The sequence below is a fragment of the Chryseobacterium tongliaonense genome, assembly GCF_041224435.1.
Lineage (GTDB): Bacteria > Bacteroidota > Bacteroidia > Flavobacteriales > Weeksellaceae > Chryseobacterium > Chryseobacterium tongliaoense.
Map to the genome: position 1 here is coordinate 198,606 of NZ_JBGFFD010000007.1, position 24,958 is coordinate 223,563.

A 24,958-nucleotide genomic window follows, 5' to 3' on the forward strand; every position below is an offset into this window, starting at 1 on the left:
AAATCCAATTCAAATCTTGTATCAGAAGGTTCGAAGATAATCCTTCCAAGTTCACTTAAAGAGACAACTATTTGATAGCTGTCTCTTTTTTTACCCATAAAAATCCGTGACCCAAACTTTTACCATTAGCACATTTGGTGTTCGATTTTTGAAGCCAGAATTCTTCTATTATTTGTATGAAATTTTATAGAGGGGGCCTCAATATATTTTCTACAGGACTTTCTCGCAAATTCGAAATCCTCTTAAGGTTATAGTGTCTTTTTTTCTGGTTTTTGTAATTTTTTGGGATGAGATAAAGCAAGTCCAATATAACAGCACGATCTATCTTTAAATAGCCGCGCTGCATTTAGTTACAAATTCCTCAAACTTCCGATCTGTATTTCGCATGATAGGTCCATGACCGAAGCAGATAATAGAAGGGTTCAGTTTTGCTAATTTCTGGAGCGATTTGATATTTCGCTGCTGATCCGAGGTGAATATGTTTGGTGGAAGCCGCAGACCAGTCGCTGTCGTGAGCAGGTTCATATTTGTCGCCACATCTCCGATTATGAGTACACCATCCCGCTCACGGAATAAAGAAATATGACCGGCCGAATGTCCGGGTGTCTCTATTACCCGAAAGTTTCCGATCCTGTCATTTTCAACGATTGTCCGTTCGACTTGATGTCCCTGACCTGCCCAGTACTTTTGTTGAAGCTTTGCTATCCAATGTTGTGGAGTTGGATAGTCGTTGGTGACCATACCCGTTTCGGTTCTAAAAACTTCGTCGGAATGGCAAAGTAAGGGTATCGCAAACTCAGCGCATATCTGATCACTACAGCCCTGATGATCTGCATGCGCATGCGTCAGAATATGTTGATAAACAGGAATTTTCTGGAGAGCTTTCCTTACAGTGGTATACGAACTCCGTATTCCGGAGTCTACCAATACACCTTCGATAATATAGCAGTTTATGCTGTTCCGTGGCATTAGTGAAATCTGAAATACTTCGGGAGCAATTTGACGTAACATAGTTTTTTTGTGCAAATCTACATCTCTGATCAGGACCGCATAAGGACATTTGTCCTATAATACGTTAGGTCTGTCTATGTATTTGTCTTTTCGCGCGTGTAAGCGATCGCTGCGTGATGCCCAGGTACGATGCCAGATCCTGAGTTGCTACACGCTGGACCAGCATCGGTTCGCCAGACAGAATATGACGATATTTATCCACAGCCGACCTATTATTGTAACTCAGCAGATAACTTTCCTTTTGTTTATACTCCTGCTCCATCACTGATTTTACAACTCCGTTCCAAGCAGTCACCTGACCCAGGAGATGATGATACTCCGGGTAGCTAATTCTATAGATCAGGCTATCTTCTATAGCTCTGATACTCCTTCTGGATTTTCCCTGCGTCACAAACTCCGGAAACGAGGTGACAAATTCATTTTCAAACTTGAAGCAGGTTATATTTTCCTTTCCCTCTTTGTCGATAGCATATGCTTTTAAAGCACCATCAGCGATAAATCCAATATAACGGCAGGGTTCATCCTCACGAATAAAAAAATCACCTTTTTTTAAGCGGATCGGTTTGAAGAACTGCGCAGAAAAGTTAATTTCCTTAGCTGATAGTCCTCCTGTTGAAGATAGATAAGTTTCAAAAACGTCAGTCATTTCGTCTTTTTATTTTCTTCTTAACTGTTTAGTCAGTAAAGATCTCATATTTCTATTATTTCTCGAGCAACAGACTTACCCATTCTTCACGCTGCAACTGCTTTTTCAACTCAAGGTTGTTTTCTTTACAAACCTCCAGAATATCGTCTACATCAAAGAAACATAATCCTGAAAGCAATAATTTTCCACCTTCATTCAAAACAGATACATACGTCGGAATATCTGAAATCAGAATATTACGGTTAATATTAGCCAGAATAATATCAAAGTTTTCTTTTCCTAAATTTTCGGCAGTTCCCTGTTCAATATCCAGCTCAACACTGTTTCTTGCTGCATTTTCTTTTGAGTTTTCTACCGACCATTCATCAATATCAATTGCTTTTACATCACCTGCACCTTTCTGTTTGGCATAAATTGCCAGCACGGAAGTTCCGCACCCCATATCCAGTACCTTTTTACCGTTTAAATCCATATCCATCATCTGCTGGATCATCAGGTGGGTTGTAGGGTGATGACCGGTACCGAAAGACATTTTAGGCTGGATGACAATTTCATGCATTCCGGATACAGATTCATGGAATTCTGCTCTGATCAAAACTTTATCATCAATATTTATCGGTGAAAAATTCTTTTCCCATTCTTCATTCCAGTTGATATTCGGCATTTCCTGGAAAGAATATTCAATTTTCACATTTTCATTCTCAAAAAGCGGAAGTGTTTTAAGCTCGTTTTCATTGAATAAATCTTTCTGAATATATCCTAAAATACCATCGATTTCTTCCGTGAAACTGTCAAAACCTATTTCGATAAGCTCTGCCATTAATATCTCGTTCCAGGGTTGGAGTGGGGAAATTTTGAAATTAAATTCTAAATAATTTTGCATGTGATAAATTTGGTACAAAAATAATGAATTAATAAGGTTAGAATTTCCGGAAATAATGATTTTTTTAATGTAAAGAGCGGAATGTTTTTTCATGCCGAACTTTTTAAACTTTAAATCTGAACCATTAAGATTGATGAAGGTAGTAAGGGTATTAAGTGTGACTGCGTTTTTAAGTTTCGGCTAAAGCCAAATATTATTACGTAATAGAAAAGCGGGCTAAAGCCCGCTCCTATTGATAATAATTTAACCTAAATTTAAACCTTAAACCTGAACTGAACCATTAAGATTGATGAAGATATTAAGGATATTAAGCCTTACTGCGTTTTTAAGTTTCGGCTAAAGCCAAATGTCATTATGTTAAAGAGAAGCGGGCTAAAGCCCGCTCCTAATTGATAATAATTTTATTGAAATTATTTTCTTATTTGGATGAATGGTTATATTTTAACCGTATTAACCATTGACTCTCAACTCTCAGCCATTATGGATTCGTAGAGAAGATAGAACCGTTTGCGATTAACGCTCTTCTGTTCATTTTCAGGATATCTCTTACCCATTCTGCAAAATCTTCCGGTTGTAGTACTTTGTCGGGGTTCCCGTCAGTTAGTCCGCCCTGGATGCTCATATCTGAAGCAATTGTACTCGGGGTCAGTGTAATCACACGAATGTTTTGCTTTCTCCATTCCGCCATCATTGATTGTGATAAAGAAACCACGGCTGCTTTGGATGCTGCATAAGCCGACATATTCGGTCCGCCTTTCAAACCGGCTGTTGATGCTACGTTGACGATATCGCCTTCACCTTTTGCTTTTAAGAAGGGATAAACCGCTTTTGCCGCATAATACACTCCAAAAAGGTTGGTTTTTATTACCTGTTCCCAGGTCTCGGATGGCATTTCCTCAATGGTTCCAAAGTCACCTATTCCAGCGTTGTTGATTAAAATATCAATAACTCCAAGTTGCTCAGCCAAAGATTCAATACCTGTTTTTACTTCAGATTCGTTATCAACACTAAAAACCGCGTAAGCTGCATTTACTCCGGTATTTTTGATTTCTTCAACCGTATTTTTAAGGTTTTCTTCGTTTCTTCCGGTAACGGCTACATTTACTCCTTCATTAGCCAGTGCTAAGGCAACTGCTTTACCAAGACCTCTTCCACCACCTGTTACAATGGCATTTTTTCCTTTTATATTCATAGTGATATACTTTTCGTGATACAAATTTACGAAACGACATTTTTAAAAACCTATAATATTTGTGTTTAAACCTTTTTCTTTTGTTTTGAAAAATTCTAAATTGATTACTTCATTTGTCGACTCACTTCGTTAAGTTTCGTGCGGGTTAACTGTTATTGAAAGCTTAAAGGTTTTAAAAACCTTTAAGCTTTTATTCGCCAGGTAAGCAAAAGTTTTGTAATAAAAAAAATAAAACCGGCTTTTGTAAGCCGGTTTCCTGAAATTGAAAGTATAGTAAAAAAAATGAAAAACTAAGGGATAAGAACAGGTTCTTTAACCTCAAATTCTTCTGAAGCGGTAAACTGATTTCCATACATGTCGATCGCTTTCACTTCAACCTTATGTTTTCCCTGTGTTAGTTTATTGGTAAACCCACCCGTCCAGATGTGTTTTGACATTTCAGGGTTTGAAGGTCTTCTGCCCGGAAATAGATTTTGTGTAGTATCCCATTTGAATACTGACATTGCGAAATTCGGGTCAATTGTTTCATCATATTCCATCTCTTTCCAGTCGCCATTATCAATTCTATATTCTACCTTGTCTTTTTTGCTTCCCATAAAGAAGTTAGCAAGCACTTTTGCAGAGGTTTTTGAAGGGAACGGAATAACTTTCGGAACGTATAATTTGATCTGATAATCTTCCGGTTTTCCGGCTGTTTTGTATTTAATTTTATACTGATTGTCTGTAAAGCTGATGAATGAATATCCTTTTGCCGTTCCGTCTCTCATGGTAGAAGTCGGTAAGCCTGCTTCATCAGGAGTTCCTGAATACCAATCGCCACAAGTGGTTCCCACGTTATATTCGTGTAGGTCTTTTGAACCGTTCCAGCCAGCCTGTTTTCCGTAGAAAATCTGCTGCTGAATATGAGTATGCGCTGATAAAATCAATGCATTCTGAAAAGGAGTCAGATAATCAAATAATTTCTGACGGTCTGCATTCCTGAAATTATCTTCATCTTTATGATCCAGCGGAATATGGAAAGAAACAACAACCAATTTGTTCTTATCTACCAGCTTCAGATCATTTTCAACAAACTTCAGCTGATCTTCACGGAAGCCACCCCAATATCCTTTCCCATCTCTCGGATCCGGATATAAAATATCATCTAAAATAATGAAGTGTACGTTTCCATAATTGAATGAATAGTTGGCAGGCCCGAAATTGGATTCAAATGTTTCGTCTGAAAACTGATCTTCTTTGGCATCGTAATTCATATCATGATTTCCCATTACATTGTACCATGGTAAACCGATTTCTTTCATTACGTCTGCATAAGGCTTCTGTAAGCTTAAGTTGTCGCCTACCAGATCACCCAGACTGATTCCCAGTACTGCATTTTTTCTGGTATTTTTAACTTCATTTACAATTCCTCTTTTGAAATAATCCAGTTCTTTTTCTGTATAAGGCTGCGGATCACCGAAAACCAGAATATCAAAATCTTTATTCTCCGTTTGCTTATACAACGGGAAATTCAATTCTTTAGGAAGCTCTCCTGTAGGTGCACTCCCTTTGTATTTAAAATCAGCAGGAGAACCTTTTGGTTTGTATTGATAGTAATACTGAGGCAGGTTATTGCCGTTTAAAGCGGTCTGATATCCTGAAGGCTTGATGACAAAAATCGTCTGATTTTCCTGAACCGGAAGGCTGTATCTTCCGTTTTTATCTGTTAAAACCACCTGAACTCCATTGGAAACCGGTACTCCTTCAATTCCTTTTTCTCGGTTTTCTTTTTTCAGATTTTTATTGCTATCCTCATAAACATATCCTGAAACGGAAGTTTGAGAAAATGCCATTGCAGAAATTAATAAACATGGCATTAAAAATTTTATAGTCATTGTATGATCGTATTTTAAATTATTTGTGATTGATTATTGATTCCACCATGTTTTGATATTGATATTATCTCCACCCATCTGCTGAACGGCAGCCTGGTAATTTGCCGTATTTAAAACCTTTGGATTGGGAGGATACATCAATCGTTGCGGAAGATTTCCGTTGTTTAAAAGTCCGCCGTTGTTTGGAAGTACCGGGAATCCGGTTCTTCTTTTTTCAAACCACTGCTGCTGATCTACAAAGAACAAAGCAACATATTTCTGGAGCATAATCCTGTCTAATGTTCCGTTGTAAGCTACATTCGGGTTAGCAAAATAATTGGCAGGAACTGTAGCTCCCCATTGCTCGATTGCCGCTTTAACCCCGTTTTCATAATAAGTCTGCGCGCTTCCGGGAATGATTCCTTTATTGGCCAATTCGGAAAGGGTGAACTGTAATTCTGCATAAGGATAAATCAGAATATTCAATGGTGCTTTTGCTAAATTCTGGTTCATATTGGAAGGCTGATATGTAAATACTGTTCCGAATGCATAACCTGAAGGTGCTCCTTTATAGCCAATATTCTGCTGGGTAGGGATATCTTTGGCCTGGCCAAAAAACATCGACAAACGCGGGTCATTATTGGCTTTTAAAGTTTCAACAAAAAATTCAGAAGCCGCTCTGCTCGTTGTAAAATCCTGAGGTCTTGCAATTGGTGGAAGAAGTGGTGAAACCCCTGTAATATTCAGTTTTGCTGTTTCTGCATTACTCTGGAACACGGGATATGTTGTAGGATTATTTACGATTTCCTGGATTCTTTCGTAAACATTCACTTCCCCGTTTTTCTTTAAAATCCTTGTTAGTAATCTTAATGAAAGTGAGTTACAGAATTTTTTCCAGTTGGTAATTCCGTTGGCATCTGCTTCCGCTTTGTAGAAAAGATCGCTACCGGTAAGAGGCTTATTGGTAACAAAAAGAGTATTGGCTGCTTTTAAATCGTCCAATAACTGAACATAAATATCTTTCTGCTTATCAAATTTCGGCTGAGTAATTCCTTCATCAAGTTTTCCTGCCTGTGAAAACGGAACATCTCCGTAAGTATCTGTAAGATTGGAATAAATCCAGGCGTTTAAAACCATTGCAATTGCCTGATAATTTGCATCTTTTTCTCCAATAGCCGCTTCTTTAAGGTCTTTCACCTGTTTCAGCCATTTGTATGAGTTATTCCAGAAACCTGCTCCTGTATTTTCGGTAAGGTAATAACGGCTCAGTGAGTTTCCTTCGTTGGGAAAATCAAGAGAAACCTGCATGATATCGAATGTAAAATCATTGGCTCTCATATAATTCACTGAAGCCATATTGTACTGGATAGGCACCAGTAATTTAGCGGCTACCGGATCGCTTATCCTGCTTTCGTCAATGTTTACTTCATCAAGGCTTCTGTCACAAGAAACCGAAACCAGGCCGATACCTGAAATTAATAATATATTGAATAGTAATTTTTTCATGATTTCAAATTTTAAAATTTAACATTAAGTTGGATTCCCACTGTTCTGGCTGTTGGCAATTGTCCCATTTCAACTCCCGGAGTGATCTGACTGTCATTAAGGGTAGCAGCTTCCGGATCGAATAGCGGGAACTTCGTCCACATCCAAAGGTTTCTTCCGAATAATGCTAAAGACAGATCCGTTAGTTTTAATTGTTCCGTTACACTTTTCGGGAAAGAATAAGATATTCTGGCATCTCTAAGCTTGATGAAAGAGGTGTCAAATGAATTGGTTTCCACGTTGGCTCTTCTGTAATAATCTGCGTAGTAAGCTGAAACAGCAACTCCTTTTGTATTGGGAGAATAAGACCCGTCAGGATTTTGCACCACACCTTCTCCTACGATCAAACCGTTAGGATTATCTCTTCCGATCAGGGTATGCTCAAGCTTCCCCTGTTCCGTCATTTTGTGATGCGACTGGGAATAGGCCATTCCTTTGTACTGTCCGTCGAATGAGAAACTCACTGTAAAGTTTTTATATCTGAATTCGTTTTGAAGGCCTGCTCTCCATTTCGGGTAGGCGTTTCCTATTTTCTTCATTTCAGTAGGTTTGGCCGTTAATCCGTCAGTTCCGTAAACTACCTGCCCATCCGGCGAATACATTAATCCGTAACCGTACATATCTCCAAGTGAGCCCCCAACAACAGCGTTATAATATACGACTCCGCCTACACTTCCTAAAGTATAAGGCTGTCCCTGGAATTCATCCGGAAGAGAAAGGATTTTATTCCTGTTCATCGACCAGTTTGCATTGACACTCCATGAGAAGTTTTTATTTTTGACAGGGAAAGTATTTAAGGTCATTTCAAGGCCACGGTTTCTGATTTCCCCTGCATTGATCGTTCTTTTGCTGTAACCTGTTTCATACAGGGCAGGAATATCCACGATCTGATCTTTGGAGTTGTTCTGATAGGCAGTAATGGAATAACTGATCCTGTTTTTAATGATGCTGAAATCCATACCTGCTTCTATATTGGTAAGCATTTCAGGTCTAAGATTCGGGTTCGGATATAATGACGGCGCTTCAACGGATCCTGAGAAAACACTGTTGTTATAGTATTTAATAAGCTTATATGGACTTGTATCGTTTCCTACTTTTGACCAGGAAGCTCTTAGCTTCCAATAATTAAACTGGTTTGAATTGAGTTTGAATATTTCTGAAAGAATGAAAGACATTCCCGCAGACGGATAAAAATAAGAACGGTTATCTTTCGGAAGGGTGCTGCTCCAGTCATTTCTGGTGGTAAGGTCTAAGAAAATTTTATTCTGATAGCCTAATGTCACCAAACCGTATGCACTGTTTACCTGCTTGTCACTTGGCGTTGCAAATTTTGTGATATTGGCAATACCGTTCGGAAGGGTGTAAACGCCCGGCTTAAGAAGCCCGTCTGCCATGTAATCATACATCGTGTATTCTGAGTAACGGATATTTCCCCCGGCTGATGCACTGAAATCAAAATCTTTAAAGGTATTTTTATACGTGAATAACAAGTCATTATTCAAATCCATCTGCTTAATGTGCTGTTCCCTGTACATCCCCTGAAGATAGTTCGCAGAGCTCCATGGTCTTTGCTGGGTACGTTCTTCATTTGTAAGCTCCATTCCTGATCTGAACATCACTTCAAAGTTTTTCGCAATCTTATAATTAAGGTTTACATTTCCCGTAATGAAATTCTTATCTACTCCGTTCAGCATTTCATAGGCAATCATGTAAGGGTTATCGATATATGAGCTGAACGGGTGAATCTGATCAACCTGGTATTTATCTTTCTTCCAGATCGGCTGATACCATGCGAGATCCACATTCGGATTCTGGAAAATCATGAAATAAGAGATGGACTGATTACTGTATCCTGTTGCAGGAAGGTTATCACTCTTGGTTTTGTTATAATTGAATTTAACACCTACTTTTAATCTTTCACTGATCTTATGGTCAAATGAAAGTGCGGCATTAAACCTGTCAAAACCTGTATTCGGCATCATCCATTCATTTTTCAGATACGTTAATGATGATCTGAAAGATGTGTTTTCATTGGAAGTTTCTACAGCGATATTATTGGAGAATGTGGTCCCCGTTTGCCAGAAACCTTTGATATTGTCTTTGTAAGGCCTCCACAGTTTTCTTTCGGCACTTTGCCCTTCCAATGTCGGGTCATACTGGAAATAGTACTGGCCCGCGAATTTGGGTCCGAAAGCACTACTTGTTCCGCCTGTACTTATCCCATCTGCTGAAGCTCCGTAAGAATAGAAGTAATTCCCGTTGGTATCTTTCTGCATGGTCCCCTGCCCGTACTCATACTGGTAATCCGGCCATTTCAGTACGGTATCGTAGCTTGAATAGGAGTTTAGGGTAACCTGTATCTTTCCTTTTTTAGTTTTCCCGGATTTTGTGGTGATCATTACTGCACCGCCCGCTCCTCTGGAACCATACAAAGCTGCAGCAGTAGATCCTTTCAGAATGGTTATCGTTTCAATGTCATCGGGATTGATGCTGTTGATTCCGTTTCCGTAATCAATCGGTAAATCGGCTTTGGCACCTGCTCCATATGCAGAAAAACCGGTTCCTGTTGTTGAATTGCTTAAAGGAACTCCATCTACTACGATCAGAGCATTATTCTGATCCATATTCATGGAAATATCTCCTCTCAGCTTGATCAGTGAACTTCCCAAAGGCCCGGCACCGGCAGTCTGTATTTTAAGACCTGCCACTTTTCCTTCCAAAGCCTGAGACCAGTTGTTATTCTGGGTTTTTAAAATCTCTTCAGATTTTATGGTTTCCGCAACATATCCTAAAGACTTGTCCTGTCTTTTGATTCCTAAAGCCGTTACTACAACCTCATCGATGTTTTTAATAGTGTCTTTCTTAGCTGTTTGCTGAGCCGCCAAATTGACGCTTACTAATCCCAACAGTGACAAAACCATCAGTTTCTGTGTCTCTTTACGCATATCCTTTTTTGTTTGTGCAAAATTAAAGCGACATTACGAGGACGGCTTTAACACGGTTTTAACATTTATTAAATAATTATTAAACACAATATGAATTTAGTATGAACGATAATTGATAGAGGTTTGATAAACAAGTGTTTAAAAAAATTAAGTATTTTTAATATGAGTAGCATAATATATTAATCTATCTTTATTGTCTTTTTCTGATAAAATAATTGGCTAATCTTTGTTTGCATGCACATTGCATAAAAAAAGCCTGCCCTTAAAAGGCAAGCTTTAGAAATGATAAGTTGTAAGAAAAAATTTAAACTTATTTATTTTTTTAGCTGATCCGGAATATTGGTAGTAATGAATCCTATTCCCTGAGCTTTTAATTCATCGGAAACGGCTACATCATTTACCGTCCATGCATTGGTAATTAAACCTAAAGCTTTGGCTTCAGAAATCCAGGTTGGATTTTTCTGGAAAATGCTGTAATGATAATCGATACCGTCCAAGCCTTCATTTTTGATCTGTTCCGGAGATAATTCTCCTTTCAGGTACTGAACTTTAAATGTCGGTTCAAGCTTCTTGATTTCCTTACAGATATTTAAACTGAAAGAAATAAACTCACTTTGAGATTCAAGCTTCATGTCTTTAATCATTTTGATCGTTTTTGCGGTCAATTCATCTTCTTTTTCCTTCGTTTTGTCAGGCTTAATCTCAACAATCAGTTTCAGTGATTTATCTTTCTTTCCCTGCTTCAGATAGTCTTTTAAAGTGGGAAAATCTTCACCGTTTGATAATTTCAGCTTTTTCAGTTCTTTGAAATCGGTTTCTGAAATTTCCATTTTTCCGTGATGCTCATCATGGTTCACCACTAAAACTCCGTCTTTCGTCATTCTCACATCAAATTCAGATCCGTAGATCTTCAGGTTCTGTGCGTTTTCCAATGACTTCAGTGAATTCTCCGTTGTGGCCGGCTGTGTCTGCCAATAGCCTCTGTGTGCGATAATCTGGGTTTGTGCCTTCATTAAAACTGTACTTAAAACTGCTAACCCTAAGATAAAATTTTTCATAATATAATCTGATATTAAAAATGTAAAAGCCTTTAACAGACTTTTACATAAAGGTAATGTTTAATTTTTAAAAAGTATATTTTGCCCCCAGCTGAATCTGGTAAGGATTCCCTGATAAAGGCTCTAAACCACTGGTATTCAAACTGTATTTAAATTCTTTGGTTGCCTGATCAAATCCTGTAATTCTGTATAATGCGGTATTTCCGTAAGATTTATTCACACCCCATTCTTTATTAAGCATATTCGCTACGTTGAAAATATCTACAGACAGTTCAAATGCACCGATCTTCTGGAACTTTAATTTTTTAGCAATACGAATGTCCCAAACTCCGTAGAATCCGTTTTTACCACCGTTACGTTCTGCAATTTTGTTGTTATAGTCGGTAATATATTCTTTCAATGCTTTTCCTACTTCAGGATTATCAATTAAGGTCTGGGTAAGATTCGGGAAGATGTATGCAAGGTCGTTGGAATCTACGAAATCTCCGTTAACGTTACCTCCCGTTGTCATTGAGAAACGCGTTCCTCCGATTCCTGAATACCTGATCCCCACGATAAATCCGGCAATAGTTGGTGAGTTTCCATATAACACTACTTTATTTCTGAACTGGTTATCCGAATAGCTCATTCTCAAATTTCTCGGGTCACTCTGAATCATCGTCGATAAAGTAGCAGAGTTGGCCACATTTCCATTATATGAAGTATTGTCTTTAATATCAGACCATGTATAACTTGCCGTGATCTCACCGTCTTTGTAATAACGGTAACTTGTATCAAATACGAATGAGAACTGATTGACTTTACCATCACTTACAAGCTCCAATACTCTTCCGAAATTCTTGTTGATTCTTCCAGCTTTCCAGTCTACGGTTCCGTTGGCATTAACTGTATTTAAAGGCACAAAAACGCCCCTTCCCCCTTCTTTGTCCAATGTAAAGTAAGGATTTGCCACCATGTTTCTGTCATAGTAGAAATAGTTGTTTCTTCCCAAAGCTGCATATGCCGCCACACCCGCTCTGAATCTCTCGTTAAAGAAGTGCGTATATGAAATGTTTGCTTTATAAACGATCGGAATTTTTGCATCTTTACCAGTATAATTGATGGTAGGAAGCTGGTATTGCGAAAGTGTAGGAACCGTTCCATAATCATTTCTATAGCTTGCAAAATCCGGAGTAAGGCCAATGGCTGTAGGATTAACATCTACTGTTGCCAGATGTCTACCGTCAAAAACAAGGTTGTTGATGACCATATAATTATTGATATCGGAAGAGAAAATTCCGGCACCGAATTTCACGAAATCTTTATTTCCTTCATTGATATTCCAGTCAAACTGAAATCTCGGCTGGATGATGAAAGATTTAATATTATTATCCGTTCTGATTCCCATTTCGTCATACAACTTCTGATTAAATTCAGCTTTCGGATAACCGCCGTAATCTAATCTTAAACCGGCCATCAAATCAAGTCCTTTTGCAATTTTAGCCTGAACCTGACCGTAAACTCCGATATTCCAGATGCTGGATTTCACGGAAGGATCCTCTACCAAAGGTACTTCCCTGTAAAATCTGTAAGGGGTAAGGTTGCTAAAATTATCAATTCCCAGGAACTGGAATCTACCGTTTACTTCACTTCCATAGATCGATTTGGCGTGCGTATACATCAGATCTGCCCCGAAAGTATATTTAATTTTGTCTGTATTGTAATATAAGTTATCAACGATCTGGAAGACATTATTTCTAAAGCTCTCCTGCCCGAAACGGTGACCTCCCATCTGAATATTGGTTGCAAGGTTGATGCCTTCAATGGTAGACGGCACACGTTCTACAATAGCTCTCGGAACCGGACGCCCCAGCTCATCATTCTGGAAGCTGTTCTGGTAGGTATATAAATACTGCCCTTTTAATTCGTTGGTAAGATTAGGCTTTAAATTGGATCTCAGCGTTAATAATAAGCTGTTATCAAGGTTTCTGTCGTTTCCGTAAGATTCGAAGAAATTGATTGCAGTATTATCTGTTAAACCGTTTTTATTGAAATCGTAAGTAAAATTGTTTCTTAAAGTCAATAAGTTTTTAGGGTTGATCTGCCAGTCTAAACGTAAGAATCCCGCGTCAGAGTTTCTCACTTTATCAAAGCTCCCGAACTGCGGTGTGTTTCCTACTCCGTATTTTGCCCTTCCGATGCTTAAAACCTGGTTAAGCGTTTCGTTGGTTACATTGAATCTCAATGCATCGTCTTTCGTTCTTACATCTGCAATAATCAATGGTCTTGAATCCAATTGATGATCCCATGCCGCAAAAAAATGTAATTTGTTTTTAATGATCGGCCCGCCTAATGAAAACCCGAACTGAGATGTAGAGAAATCATTGACTCTCTCATTTCCCCTGATATCATATTTACTGGATAGCCAACCTGTTCTCAGGTATTCCCATGCACTTCCTGAAAATTTATTGGTTCCGGATTTTGTTACCGCACTTATGGTTCCACCACCGCTTCTTCCCAACGTCACATCATATTGATTGGTGGTAATTTTAAATTCACGAACCGCTTCAATTGAAATGGAAAAAGGGGCACCACTACGGCTTGTTGTAGATCCTGCTGAAGTAGGGTTTTTGGCATTCATTCCGTCAATTGTAAAATTGGTGGAAGATCCCAATTGCCCGGATAAATTCCCGCCTTTTCCGCTTAAAGGAGATAAATCGGTAAGACTGGTGAAATTTCTTCCGTTTACCGGTAAAACCCCGATGTTTTTAGCAGAAATAGCAGTTGCTGCTCCCAAATTTCCGATCTTATTTTTAAGATTTCCTACAACTACTACTTCTTCGATAACTTTTTCACTTCCGCCCAGACTCATGTTTACCGTTACCTGGTCACCAAAGTTCACCGTATAGCCTTCCTTTTTCTCATCATTTACAATCACCGTATAAGGCCCTCCCAGAGGAATCTCTTTGAAGATATATTCCCCTTTTGAATTGGTTTCTGTTTCAGTTCTGAAACCTGTTGACTCATTAACAATCGTTACTTTCATTTTTTCCTGGACTGTATTACCGGTACCGGTAACCTTACCCAAAATAGAAGCCTGCGTAGTCTGCGCATAAGCCAGTGTTCCAAAACTTAAGAACAATAATCCCAAGACAATCTTTACTTTTCTCATTTTTTCAAATTAGCTAGATGCAAAGGTATCCTGACTTTTACCGTCCGGTGTTTAAGGGAATTTTAACATTTATTCAATTAAATCATAACACTATGTTAACTCATTTTTAAACATTCAACTTATTGCTAATACAATCAGTTTATTATATCATATTACACAATTTTAATTTTCTCAGACTATTTAATTATCTTATTTTTTAGATGTCGTTACTTTAGCTATTTTTGCCTAAAAGAAAGAAACAGCAATGTCCGAAAATATTCAACAAAAGATAGAGCAGCTTCGCAGGGAGCTTCATCAGCATAATGAAAATTATTATTTACTGGATGAGCCCACCATCTCAGATTTTGAATTCGATCTGCTACTGAAAGATCTTCAGGATCTTGAAGCCCAGTATCCGGAGTTTCATGATGACAATTCTCCTACTGTACGTGTAGGCGGAGGAATCACAAAAGTTTTTCCTACCATCCAGCATAAATTCAGAATGTATTCTCTGGATAATTCCTATGATTTTGGTGACCTTGAAGATTGGGAAAAACGGATTATCAAGACCATCGATGATCCTGTAGAATTCGTTGCTGAATTAAAATATGACGGAGCTTCCATTTCAATTCTTTACGAAAACGGAAAACTGGTACAGGCAGTTACCCGCGGAGACGGATTTCAGGGAGATGAAATCACAGCCAACGTCCGTACAATTTCCGACATCCCTTTAACTTTAAAAGGTGACTTCCCGAATCATTTTTTTATGCGTGGCGAGATCTATCTTACCAGAAAAAACTTTGATAAAATCAATAAGTTTCGTGAAGAAGAAGGCCTTGATCCGTTTATGAATCCGAGAAATACGGCAAGCGGAAGTTTAAAAATGCAGGACAGCGGCGAGGTAAGAAAACGCGGACTTTCATCTGTTTTGTATCAATATATTTCAGAAGAAGTTCCTGCAGAAACCCATTGGGAGCTGCTCCAGAAAGCCAACGGCTGGGGATTCAAAACCTCACAGCAGGCCAAACTTTGCAGCACAATGGATGAGGTAAAGGCATTTATTAATTTCTGGGACACGGAACGTCATCATCTTCCTTTTGAAATTGACGGTATTGTATTGAAGGTTAATTCTCTGAAACAGCAACGTCAGCTTGGCTATACCGCAAAATCCCCACGCTGGGCAATGGCTTATAAATTTAAAGCTGAAAAAGTAGAAACCGACCTTCAAAGCGTTTCTTACCAGGTGGGAAGAACCGGAGCCATTACTCCTGTGGCCAACCTGAAGCCTGTATTATTGGCGGGAACCATTGTAAAAAGAGCTTCTCTCCATAATGAAGATATTATTAAAAAGCTGGATCTGCATGAGCATGATTCCGTGTATGTGGAAAAAGGCGGTGAGATTATCCCGAAGATTGTCGGCATCAATACGGAAAAAAGAACTCCTGAAAGTAAAGAAATCGAATACATTAAACACTGTCCCGAATGTGGCACTGAGCTGGTAAAAATAGAAGACCAGGCCATCCACTTCTGCCCGAATGAGCTTCATTGCCCGCCACAGGTAGTCGGAAGAATGATCCACTATGTTTCCCGGAAAGCCCTGAATATTGAAAATCTCGGAAGCGAAACAATCGAGCAGCTATACAGGGAACGACTGATCGAAAACCCTGCAGATTTCTATGCATTAACAAAAGAGCAGCTTCTCCCATTAGAAAGAATGGCAGAAAAATCAGCACAAAACATTATTTCAGGAATCGAAAAATCCAAGGAAATCGCATTTGAAAAAGTGCTTTACGGGATCGGAATAAAACACGTAGGAGAAACCGTTGCCAAGAAACTGGTTAAAAACTTCCCTACGATTGAGGAACTGAAAAATGCCACGGTAGAAGAGCTTTGCCAGGTAGAAGATATCGGAACTAAAATCGCTGTAAGCATTGTTGATTTCTTTGCCAATTCCGAGAATATTTTAATGATCGAAAGGTTAAAATCTTACGGCGTTCAGCTTGAAAAAGGAGAAAGCACCAATGAGGTTTTATCGAATGTTTTAGAAGGAAAAACATTTCTCTTTACCGGTAAACTGTCTTTATTTACAAGAGAATCAGCTGAAGAAATGGTAGAAAAACATGGCGGGAAAAATATTTCTGCGGTTTCAAAAAATCTGAATTTTCTGGTTGTTGGAGAAAAAGCCGGCAGCAAGTTAAAGAAAGCTCAGGATATCGGGACCATTGAAATATTAGATGAGCAACAGTTTCTCGATCTGATTGAAAAATAATGAAATCATTAACATAAACTTTAAAACAAACCATTGAGATACTAACTTAATGGTTTATTTTTGCTTTTTTCATTTAAGAAAGAATTTAAATAATAAACTAAACATCCATGAAGAAAATCTACTTAATCATTTTTATGATTTTGTTTTCTGCATTTAATGCACAAATCGTAAACATTCCGGATCCGCTCTTTAAAGCAAAACTTCTATCGGCAAACACAACAAATGGTATTGCCATGAACAGTACCAACCAAAGCATTGTAATTGATACAAATGGGGATAATGAAATTCAGGTTTCAGAAGCATTGAATGTATATAAACTAAACATTTCCAGCCAGGCGGGTAGCATGATTACCGATCTTACAGGTATTAATGAGTTCACTAATCTTACAATGCTAAATGCTTTTAATAATGGTTTGACAAATCTTCAAATAACAGGATTACCCAATATCCAATCTATACATGTAGCCGACAACAATCTTACGGCTCTTTCTCTTAGTAATTTAAGCAGCCTGCAGGCTTTATCTCTCAATAATAATCAACTTACCGGTTTCTCAATTATCAACACTCCAAATTTACAGAGTCTCTCATGTAGCGGAAATCAGTTAGCATCAGTTGATATTTCTAATTTCCCCAATCTGGTCACTTTAGAATGTAATAATAATTTAATTACAACATTAATTTTAAATAACAATAATAACCTGCTAAATATTTCTGCTTCAAATAATAAGCTTACTACAATTCCTTTTGGGGAGGCTCCCAGCCTGATAAATTTATATATTGACCATAATCTCTTCACTACAATCGATGCCGGACAGCTCACACAGCTTGGTAATTTTAATTTCTCTTATAATCCTAATCTTATAAACTTTAATATTAAGAACGGAAAACATAACTATACCCAGGGAGCAATTCCATATTTTTCAAACACACCGAATTTAACTTATATATGTGTCGATGATTTTGAGCTGGGAATGATAAATGCTCTGTTATATTCTTACAATCAGCTTAATGTTGTACTAAACTCATACTGCTCTTTCACTCCCGGAGGAAATTTTTACACAATTCAGGGAAGCACAAAATATGATTCTGATAACAATGGTTGTGACATTAATGATCTTGCAAAAGCGTTTCAAAAATTCTCAATAACAAATAGCATTAATTCCGGAAATATGATCGCTAACGCTTCAGGAAATTATTCAATTCCTGTTCAATCCGGTAATCATACCATTACACCTGTATTAGAAAACCCTACTTATTTTAATATTTCTCCAACAAGTATAACCGCAAGTTTTCCTGCTCAAACAAGCCCTCTTACCCAAAACTTCTGTATATCTGCAAACGGAACGCACAATGATCTTGAAGTTCTGATTATCCCAATCACTGTGGCAAGACCAGGTTTTAATGCAAAATATAAGATCATTTACAAAAATAAAGGAACAGAAGTACAGTCCGGAACTTTATCGCTCAATTATAATGATAATCTAATGGATTATTTAACCGCAACAGTAAATCCAAACTCGCAATCAACCGGAGTTCTGAACTGGAATTTCACCAACCTCCTACCCTTTGAGACCAAAGAAATAACAGTATCATTTACATTAAATACTCCAACCCAAACTCCGGCTTTAAACAGCGGAGATATCCTTCACTATACAATCCAAATCACCGGAGCAGCGGATGAAACCCCTGCAGATAATACATTTACATTAAATCAAACTGTTGTAAATTCTTTTGATCCTAATGATAAAACCTGTCTGGAAGGCGCTTCCATCACTCAGGCTCAGGTTGGGGATTATGTTCATTATCTGATCAGATTTGAAAATACAGGAACGGCAAATGCCCAAAACATTGTGGTAAAAGATATTATTGATACTTCAAAATTTGATATTGCTACCCTGAGACCTTTATCTGGAAGCCATAACTTTATGACAAGAATTACTAATCCGAATGTGGTGGAATTTATTTTTGAAAGTATCCAGCTTCCTTTTGATAATGCCAATAATGACGGCTATATTTCTTTCAAGATCAAAACAAAATCTACACTGACCATCGGTGACAGCTTCAGTAATAAAGCTGATATCTATTTTGATTACAATGCGCCTATTATTACAAATACGTATACAACAAGCGTACAGAATGTTTTGGCGACTTCAGAAGTAAACAATGTACATAATACCGTTTCAATTTATCCGAACCCTGCAAAAGACGAACTGTCTTTCCAATCGAAAAGCGAAATTCTGAAAGCTGATATTTATGATGCTTCCGGAAGAATTATCATGACAGCAGGAGTAAAAAATAATTCAATTCAGGTTTCCGGGCTTACTAAAGGAAACTATATAATCAAATTATTTACAAAAGATGAAATCATTACACAGAAATTCATTAAGAATTAAAAACCTGTCGTATACAATTAAAAGACTGCCTTTTTGGGCGGTCTTTTTTTATCAAATACAACCCGATATATTGATGATAAAAGATTTTATCGTAATTTTATTCTAAGTAAATTTAAAAGATGGAATTTTTAAAGGACCATTCTATACAAAATGAATTACTGCTGATATTTATTTCCGTTTTTCTCGGCATTTTAATAGGTGCAGAACGTGAATACCGGAACAAATCTGCAGGGTTGCGTACCTTTATTCTGGTATGCTTCGGGGCCTGCTTATTTACCATTCTTTCCATAAAAATCGGAGTGGGAAATCCGGACCGCCTTGCCGCCAATATCATTACCGGAATCGGGTTTCTGGGAGCAGGCGTTATTTTTAAAGGCGATAATAAAATCGATGGCATTACCACTGCAACTACGATCTGGGCAACCGCATCGATAGGAATGGCAGTAGGTTCAGGCTATGTTTATCTGTTACTTTTGGGAACTGCTCTTATATTACTTATTTTAAGTTCTCTTAACTATCTTCAAAATTTTATCGATAACAATCATAAGATCAGGGAATATAAAATTTCCGTTTCAGATTCAGAATCTATTGAATACTGCGAAAGCCTGTTCAGACAGCATCATTTAAAACATGTGATGATGAGGCAGCAATATTCTGAAGGAAACCTGGCGACAATATGGCGGCTGACAGGAAAAAACAGCCATCATGAAAAGCTTATTAAAAGTCTGATGGGAGATAAGAAAATAATCGCGTATCAATTTTAAAAAAGACAAAAAAATAAAGGCCGGCAGCCTTTATTTTTTCTTGAAAACATATAAATCTTTGTTGGGCCCGTCAATCGGTTTACCACTAAGATCCAGTTGAGTGAGTGTATTCTCGCCCACTTTATATTTATAATTCGCGTTTTTCCCTTTTAAAGTGATGATGCTTCCCGTAGAATCCCACTCGAAGCTTCCTTTATCTTCGTTTTTAGATTTTCTTTCCAGGTATTCTTCGGTAATACTGAAAGTGTTGTCCTTATTTAAGGTCAGAGTCGTTTTTATTCCGGGGCAGTCCGCACATGGTACTACTGCTTCATAAGTTCCGTTCCAGTCTAGGGAGTTCTGAGAATTATGTGCATCATCTGCAACCGCTATAGAAGTAGTATCCATCGGTGTCTGGATCGCCATAGGATCTGTTTTCGGATTGGGAATTACTTCCTGAGGCTTTTCTTTAGGTGAGCACGAAGCCATAAAAGCCATTGCTGCTATTCCTAAAATTTGAATTGAATGTTTCATATTAAGTAATTAAGTGGGTTGGGTTTTAGGAAACAAAAATTAAGCCAGTGGAGGATATTGGTTGAGAGTGTATAGTTCAGGGTTTAAGGTTTAGGGTTTAGGGTTTAGGCTTTAAAGTTAGATAATATCCTATTATAGCGGATACAGTACTTCCATCCTCCAGCTTCTAACCTCCGGCCTCTCTCTCAACTATACACTCTCAACCAAACTTGTCACCGATCATTAAATTTTTCTTCGTAAATTGGGGCAAAATTTTGATTATGACAAAAAAGATACTTTTATCTGTATTTCTTTTGCCGGCTGCGATGGCGTTTGCACAGCAATATGGAGGAATGTGGATCCCTACAGAGCTTAATGAAAAGGAAATGAAAGATCTGGGAATGAAAATCTCTGCAAAAGACATCTTCAACCCTCAGAAAGCAAGCATAAAAGATGCTGTAGTACAATTCAACGGCGGCTGTACTGCCGAAATCATTTCACCGAAAGGTTTGGTATTAACCAACCATCACTGCGGCTTCGGACAGATCCAGGCGCATTCAACGGTTGAAAATGATCTTTTATCTAATGGATTCTGGGCCAAAAACATGGGACAGGAACTTCCGAATCCGGGCGTAACAGTAGATTTTATCGCAGATATCAAAGAGGTTAGCAATCAAATTTTAGAAGGGACAGACAACCTTACGGAACCTGAGCTTTCAAAAAAAATAAACAACAATATTGAGATCTATAAAAATGCTCAGAAAATTGAGCCGTATCAGTCTATCTCTGTAAAACCGGTCTATTACGGAAATAAGTACTATGCTTATACGATCGAAACCTATAAAGACGTACGTTTAGTTGGCGCACCACCGCAAAGCATCGGAAAATTCGGAAGCGATACCGATAACTGGGTTTGGCCAAGGCATACCGGAGATTTTTCCATGTTCAGAATTTATGCAGATAAAAATAATAAGCCTGCAGAATATTCCAAAGATAATATCCCATACGTACCGAAGCACTACCTTCCGGTTTCCGTGAAAGATAAAAATGAAAATGATTTTACTTTTGTATTCGGATTCCCGGGAAGAACTACGGAATACCTTCCTGCCATCGCTGTGGAAAAGATCATGAAGGAAATTGATCCTGCAAGAATCGCCGTACGTGATGTCGCTTTAAAAACGTTAGACGAAAGAATGCGTGCAGACGACGCAACGCGTATCAAATATGCTTCAAAATATGCATCGGTAGCCAATTACTGGAAAAAATGGATCGGTGAGGTAGAAGGCCTTAAAAAATCGAATGCCGTTGAGAAAAAAGTAATGTATGAAAGTTCTCTGGTATCTAAAAACCCTGAGATTAAAACGACTATAGACCAGCTGAACAAGCTTTATAACGATCAGGCTCCTTTTGCATTAAACAACGCTTATTATTCTGAGGTGATCAGAAATGCAGAAACGTTGATGCTTGCTAATCTTTATTCCAACTACATCACTGCTGTGGAAGCGGGAAGAATGGATGAAAAAGGAACGACTGCTTTTAAAAACAGATTAACTTCTTTCTACAAAGACTACAGCGCAGAACTGGATGCTAAGGTAACAGCCAAATTGCTGGCTTTATATGCCAATAAAACAGCACCACAATTCTTACCTGCAGGATTTGACAAATACAAAAACGAAACGCAGAATATCCCGACGATAGAAGAAATTTCTAAAAACTCCCTCATTACAGGTAGAACTGCAGTAAACGGAGCTTCTTTAAGTACAGATATTGATAAGGCATTTTCTAATCAGGACAAATTAATCAAAACACTGAAAAAAGATCCTGTTTACCAGCTATTCACTAATATCAAGGAAACGTATATGAAAACTGCCGATCCTCAGTTTACGTCGATTCAGACGAAGATTGATGCAATGCAGAAAACCTTTATGGCTCAGCAGATGGCAACGGATAAAGACAGAAAATTCTTCCCGGATGCCAACTCCACGCTTCGTGTAACTTACGGAAAAGTAAAAGGTTCAAGTCCGAGAGATGCGGTTTCTTATGATTATCAAACACATCTGGCGGGAGTAATTGAAAAATATATCCCCGGAGATTATGAATTTGATGTTCCTAAAAAACTGATTGATCTTTACAACAAAAAAGATTACGGAATTTATAAAGATAAAACAGGTGATGTTCCGGTAGGATTTACAGCAACCAACCATACAACGGGAGGAAACTCGGGAAGTCCGGCTCTTGATGCCTACGGAAACCTTGTAGGATTAAATTTCGACAGACAATGGGAAGGAACGATGAGTGATATCAATTATGACCCACGTTTCAGCAGAAATATTATGGTAGATACGAAATATATCCTTTTCATCATCGATAAATTTGCCGATTCTAAATGGCTGATCGATGAAATGAAAGTGGTAAAATAATTTCCTTAACGATACCCTTTTAGAATCTATTTAGATAATCATTTGAGAATTTAAATAGATTCTTTTTTATTAAAAACGATGAAAGACAGCATAATCAGTTTATTAGCAGCACTTGAAGGAGAAAATATTGAAAATTCTTTTCCTTTAGACTATTGCCTGCCTGTCTATCATTGTGTTTCTGATGAAAACCTGCCCCACCTCAACCACATCATCCGGTACAAAAATATAAAGCAGTTTGAAGAAGACCTGGATTATCTTTTACGCTATTTCCAATTTGTAGACTGGGATGAATTTAAAGAATACAGTAAGGGAAATTTTAACGCCCGGAAAAAAATTGCTTTACTCACTTTTGACGATGGATTAAGGGAATTCTATGATATTGTCGCCCCTGTTTTAGAGAGAAAAGGAATTTACGCCATCAATTTTATCAATCCTTCTTTCATCGATAATAAAGATCTGATGTTCCGCTGTAAAGCAAGCCTGATTTGCAATGCTGTTGAATCTGCAAAAATTTTACCGCCGGAAATAAAGGCCATCCTTCAGACTGATCATCTTTTAAAAGAAAACATTCAGCAAAAGATATTAAAAATCAGCTATCATCAAAGGGAAATCCTTAATCAGGTCTCTGAAAAGCTTGAGCTCGATTTTACTGATTTTTTAAAGGAACAACAACCTTATTTAAGCTTTGGGCAGTTAAAAAGCCTGGACCAAAAAGGATTCGGGATTTCTTCTCACAGCTGGGATCATCCGCTTTATCATGAGCTGAATTTGGACGAACAACTGGAAGCCACAGAAAAAAGTTTTGATTATTTAAAGGAAAATAATTTTCTTTATGAAAGTTTTGCCTTCCCTTTTACCGATTTTGGAGTGAAAAAGTCCTTTTTTGATCAGCTGTTTAAGAATAAAGACCTTATCTGCAGCTTTGGAAGTGCAGGTATAAAACTTGACAGTGTTACAAAAAACTTTCACAGAATACCGATGGAAATGGGTGAGAATGCAGAAAAAATCATTAAAAAGGAAATTGCTTATTTCAGATTAAAGAAGTTGCTTAACAAAAATACCATTATAAGGAAATGATCCATTTGAAAACATTGAATAAACAACAACTTTCAGAATTTGTATCATCCGGTGATTTCAAAAAATACGATTTTCTGCCCATTACAGAGCACAGGGCAAAATCCCATATTGCCAATCCTAAGGCTACTGATGAGCAGACATTACTGATTCTGGCGTATGCTGATGAGCAGCTCGCAGGTTATCTGGGCTGTTTTCCCGATCACTTTACAATTGATGGAATCCGGTTTAATTATGCATGGCTGAGCACCTTATACATCAGTGACAGGTTTCGTGGAAAAAGGATCGCACAGGCACTTCTCAGCAAAGCATTTGAGGTATATGACGGAAATATCGCCCTGACAGAATTCACTAAAGAGGCTGAAAGTTTATACAATAAAGTCGGTGTTTTTCAATACATTCAGCCTAAAATCGGGAAAAGATATTATTTCCGGACTGATTTTCGAACTATAATTCCCACTAAAAAACCTGATACAAAATCTTTAAAACCTCTTTTCGGAATTGCGGATGAGATGATCAATTCACTGATTTCTTTAAAAAACAGTTTTAAAAATCAACCTGGTTTTAAATTTGAAATAATCAGTAAAATAGATTCGGAAAGTGCAAGTTTCATTTCAAAATTTCAAAGCAACCGGAATGCTGATGAGATTAATTCCCTTATAGAAAATCCGTGGGTTTTGGAGCGTGAGACGGAAGAAAAAGAATATCTGTTTTCAAGTTATGCTAAGGTTTTCCGGTATTTCTGGGTAAAAATTTATGATGAGAATAACAATTTAACAACCTGCTCACTTTTGCTTTTACGCGACGGACATCTGAAAGTTTCTTATCTTTTCAGTGATTCAGATCTAAACAATTTTGTTGAGTTTTTAAGCTATTTCATTATTAAAAATAAGGTTAAAATCCTGACAAGCTATCAGACTGAGCTCAATAAAAAAATAGAAGGGACAAAAAGCTTTCCTAAAATTCATGAACGTGATCTTGAAAGAAGGTATTTGCTTCACCAACAGTTCCTCAGAAACCTTCCTGAAAACTTTAGCCCTAACTTCCAGGACGGTGACGGCGATTGTGTCATGACATAAAAAAGCATCCAATGGATGCTTTTTATTTAATATATTGAAGATTTATTTTAAAAACCTCCGATAAGAACAGGAGCTACTTCAGTTATTCTTTTAGGTTCTTCTTTCGGTACGACAGGAGTATTCCCGTCTCCACCTACAATAGCTTTCATATTTTTGCTGTTCAGAACTGTAAATTGTTTCTTGTTTTCTGTGATCTTTTTCATA

Annotated in this window: 17 protein-coding genes; 6 read left to right on the plus strand and 11 right to left on the minus strand. The window is 37.7% G+C overall.

All coding sequences use genetic code 11. From position 1 onward, the window contains the following. Nucleotides 1–327 precede the first annotated feature (327 nt). The 9 genes from AB8P06_RS15535 to AB8P06_RS15575 form a co-directional block, all read right to left on the minus strand. Complete coding sequence (locus AB8P06_RS15535) at nucleotides 328–1,011, minus strand: MBL fold metallo-hydrolase (RefSeq protein ID WP_369843117.1); 684 nt, start codon at nucleotides 1,009–1,011, stop codon at nucleotides 328–330. A 64-nt stretch (nucleotides 1,012–1,075) separates the two neighbouring features. Next, entirely contained in the window at nucleotides 1,076–1,657 is a 582-nt protein-coding gene (locus tag AB8P06_RS15540) for a Crp/Fnr family transcriptional regulator (RefSeq protein WP_369843118.1), read from the minus strand. Between the two features lie 55 nt (nucleotides 1,658–1,712). Beyond that, nucleotides 1,713–2,540 (minus strand): 50S ribosomal protein L11 methyltransferase, encoded by an 828-nt coding sequence (gene prmA / locus AB8P06_RS15545; RefSeq protein ID WP_369843120.1) that lies wholly within the window; start codon nucleotides 2,538–2,540, stop codon nucleotides 1,713–1,715. A gap of 478 nt (nucleotides 2,541–3,018) precedes the next feature. Continuing rightward, nucleotides 3,019–3,732, minus strand: coding sequence for a 3-ketoacyl-ACP reductase (locus AB8P06_RS15550; protein WP_369843121.1), 714 nt, complete (start codon nucleotides 3,730–3,732; stop codon nucleotides 3,019–3,021). A gap of 290 nt (nucleotides 3,733–4,022) precedes the next feature. Further along, complete coding sequence (locus AB8P06_RS15555) at nucleotides 4,023–5,588, minus strand: calcineurin-like phosphoesterase C-terminal domain-containing protein (RefSeq protein WP_369843123.1); 1,566 nt, start codon at nucleotides 5,586–5,588, stop codon at nucleotides 4,023–4,025. Nucleotides 5,589–5,639: 51 nt separating this feature from the next. Next, nucleotides 5,640–7,091 carry a SusD/RagB family nutrient-binding outer membrane lipoprotein gene (locus AB8P06_RS15560; RefSeq protein WP_369843124.1) on the minus strand — a complete coding sequence of 484 codons (1,452 nt, stop codon included), beginning with the start codon at nucleotides 7,089–7,091 and terminating at the stop codon, nucleotides 5,640–5,642. 11 nt (nucleotides 7,092–7,102) lie between these two features. Next, on the minus strand, nucleotides 7,103–10,075 hold the full coding sequence (locus AB8P06_RS15565) for a SusC/RagA family TonB-linked outer membrane protein (RefSeq protein ID WP_369843126.1): 2,973 nt from the start codon (nucleotides 10,073–10,075) through the stop codon (nucleotides 7,103–7,105). A gap of 314 nt (nucleotides 10,076–10,389) precedes the next feature. Then, nucleotides 10,390–11,133 (minus strand): glycerophosphodiester phosphodiesterase family protein, encoded by a 744-nt coding sequence (locus AB8P06_RS15570; RefSeq protein WP_369843128.1) that lies wholly within the window; start codon nucleotides 11,131–11,133, stop codon nucleotides 10,390–10,392. A gap of 67 nt (nucleotides 11,134–11,200) precedes the next feature. Beyond that, nucleotides 11,201–14,284: a TonB-dependent receptor gene (locus AB8P06_RS15575; protein ID WP_369843130.1), complete on the minus strand. Its 3,084-nt coding sequence runs from the start codon at nucleotides 14,282–14,284 to the stop codon at nucleotides 11,201–11,203. 244 nt (nucleotides 14,285–14,528) lie between these two features. On the opposite strand from AB8P06_RS15575, the gene ligA reads away from it, so the two are divergent. From ligA to AB8P06_RS15590, 3 genes are all read left to right on the plus strand, one after another. Then, on the plus strand, nucleotides 14,529–16,532 hold the full coding sequence (ligA, locus tag AB8P06_RS15580) for an NAD-dependent DNA ligase LigA (RefSeq protein ID WP_369843132.1): 2,004 nt from the start codon (nucleotides 14,529–14,531) through the stop codon (nucleotides 16,530–16,532). 107 nt (nucleotides 16,533–16,639) lie between these two features. Continuing rightward, on the plus strand, nucleotides 16,640–18,925 hold the full coding sequence (locus tag AB8P06_RS15585; RefSeq protein WP_369843134.1) for a DUF7619 domain-containing protein: 2,286 nt from the start codon (nucleotides 16,640–16,642) through the stop codon (nucleotides 18,923–18,925). A gap of 119 nt (nucleotides 18,926–19,044) precedes the next feature. After that, a complete protein-coding gene (locus AB8P06_RS15590) occupies nucleotides 19,045–19,689 on the plus strand; it encodes an MgtC/SapB family protein (RefSeq protein WP_369843136.1) in 645 nt (214 codons plus the stop codon). A gap of 30 nt (nucleotides 19,690–19,719) precedes the next feature. On the opposite strand, the gene AB8P06_RS15595 is transcribed toward AB8P06_RS15590, so the two are convergent. Beyond that, nucleotides 19,720–20,202 (minus strand): copper resistance protein NlpE, encoded by a 483-nt coding sequence (locus AB8P06_RS15595; RefSeq protein WP_369843137.1) that lies wholly within the window; start codon nucleotides 20,200–20,202, stop codon nucleotides 19,720–19,722. Between the two features lie 260 nt (nucleotides 20,203–20,462). Here AB8P06_RS15595 and AB8P06_RS15600 point away from each other — a divergent pair, with 260 nt between their 5' ends. The 3 genes from AB8P06_RS15600 to AB8P06_RS15610 all read left to right on the plus strand — a co-directional run bounded on the left by AB8P06_RS15600 (nucleotide 20,463) and on the right by AB8P06_RS15610 (nucleotide 24,754). Then, entirely contained in the window at nucleotides 20,463–22,601 is a 2,139-nt protein-coding gene (locus AB8P06_RS15600; protein WP_369843138.1) for a S46 family peptidase, read from the plus strand. Between the two features lie 78 nt (nucleotides 22,602–22,679). Further along, the gene (locus AB8P06_RS15605) at nucleotides 22,680–23,678 is read left to right on the plus strand and encodes a polysaccharide deacetylase family protein (protein WP_369843139.1); all 999 of its coding nucleotides are present in this window, start codon (nucleotides 22,680–22,682) and stop codon (nucleotides 23,676–23,678) included. A 14-nt stretch (nucleotides 23,679–23,692) separates the two neighbouring features. Beyond that, nucleotides 23,693–24,754: a GNAT family N-acetyltransferase gene (locus AB8P06_RS15610; RefSeq protein WP_369843141.1), complete on the plus strand. Its 1,062-nt coding sequence runs from the start codon at nucleotides 23,693–23,695 to the stop codon at nucleotides 24,752–24,754. 47 nt (nucleotides 24,755–24,801) lie between these two features. On the opposite strand, the gene AB8P06_RS15615 is transcribed toward AB8P06_RS15610, so the two are convergent. Beyond that, nucleotides 24,802–24,957 carry a hypothetical protein gene (locus AB8P06_RS15615; RefSeq protein WP_007841243.1) on the minus strand — a complete coding sequence of 52 codons (156 nt, stop codon included), beginning with the start codon at nucleotides 24,955–24,957 and terminating at the stop codon, nucleotides 24,802–24,804. Nucleotide 24,958 lies beyond the last annotated feature (1 nt).

Excerpts from the sequence above, each read along its gene's own strand:
- AB8P06_RS15560 (WP_369843124.1), bottom strand. The coding sequence starts at position 7,091 with ATGAAAAAATTACTATTCAATATATTATTAATTTCAGGTATCGGCCTG.
- AB8P06_RS15575 (WP_369843130.1), bottom strand. The coding sequence starts at position 14,284 with ATGAGAAAAGTAAAGATTGTCTTGGGATTATTGTTCTTAAGTTTTGGA.
- AB8P06_RS15615 (WP_007841243.1), bottom strand. The coding sequence starts at position 24,957 with ATGAAAAAGATCACAGAAAACAAGAAACAATTTACAGTTCTGAACAGC.
- AB8P06_RS15540 (WP_369843118.1), bottom strand. The coding sequence starts at position 1,657 with ATGACTGACGTTTTTGAAACTTATCTATCTTCAACAGGAGGACTATCA.
- AB8P06_RS15570 (WP_369843128.1), bottom strand. The coding sequence starts at position 11,133 with ATGAAAAATTTTATCTTAGGGTTAGCAGTTTTAAGTACAGTTTTAATG.
- AB8P06_RS15585 (WP_369843134.1), top strand. The coding sequence starts at position 16,640 with ATGAAGAAAATCTACTTAATCATTTTTATGATTTTGTTTTCTGCATTT.
- ligA (WP_369843132.1), top strand. The coding sequence starts at position 14,529 with ATGTCCGAAAATATTCAACAAAAGATAGAGCAGCTTCGCAGGGAGCTT.
- AB8P06_RS15565 (WP_369843126.1), bottom strand. The coding sequence starts at position 10,075 with ATGCGTAAAGAGACACAGAAACTGATGGTTTTGTCACTGTTGGGATTA.
- AB8P06_RS15535 (WP_369843117.1), bottom strand. The coding sequence starts at position 1,011 with ATGTTACGTCAAATTGCTCCCGAAGTATTTCAGATTTCACTAATGCCA.
- AB8P06_RS15550 (WP_369843121.1), bottom strand. The coding sequence starts at position 3,732 with ATGAATATAAAAGGAAAAAATGCCATTGTAACAGGTGGTGGAAGAGGT.
- AB8P06_RS15595 (WP_369843137.1), bottom strand. The coding sequence starts at position 20,202 with ATGAAACATTCAATTCAAATTTTAGGAATAGCAGCAATGGCTTTTATG.
- AB8P06_RS15600 (WP_369843138.1), top strand. The coding sequence starts at position 20,463 with ATGACAAAAAAGATACTTTTATCTGTATTTCTTTTGCCGGCTGCGATG.
- AB8P06_RS15590 (WP_369843136.1), top strand. The coding sequence starts at position 19,045 with ATGGAATTTTTAAAGGACCATTCTATACAAAATGAATTACTGCTGATA.
- prmA (WP_369843120.1), bottom strand. The coding sequence starts at position 2,540 with ATGCAAAATTATTTAGAATTTAATTTCAAAATTTCCCCACTCCAACCC.
- AB8P06_RS15605 (WP_369843139.1), top strand. The coding sequence starts at position 22,680 with ATGAAAGACAGCATAATCAGTTTATTAGCAGCACTTGAAGGAGAAAAT.
- AB8P06_RS15555 (WP_369843123.1), bottom strand. The coding sequence starts at position 5,588 with ATGCCATGTTTATTAATTTCTGCAATGGCATTTTCTCAAACTTCCGTT.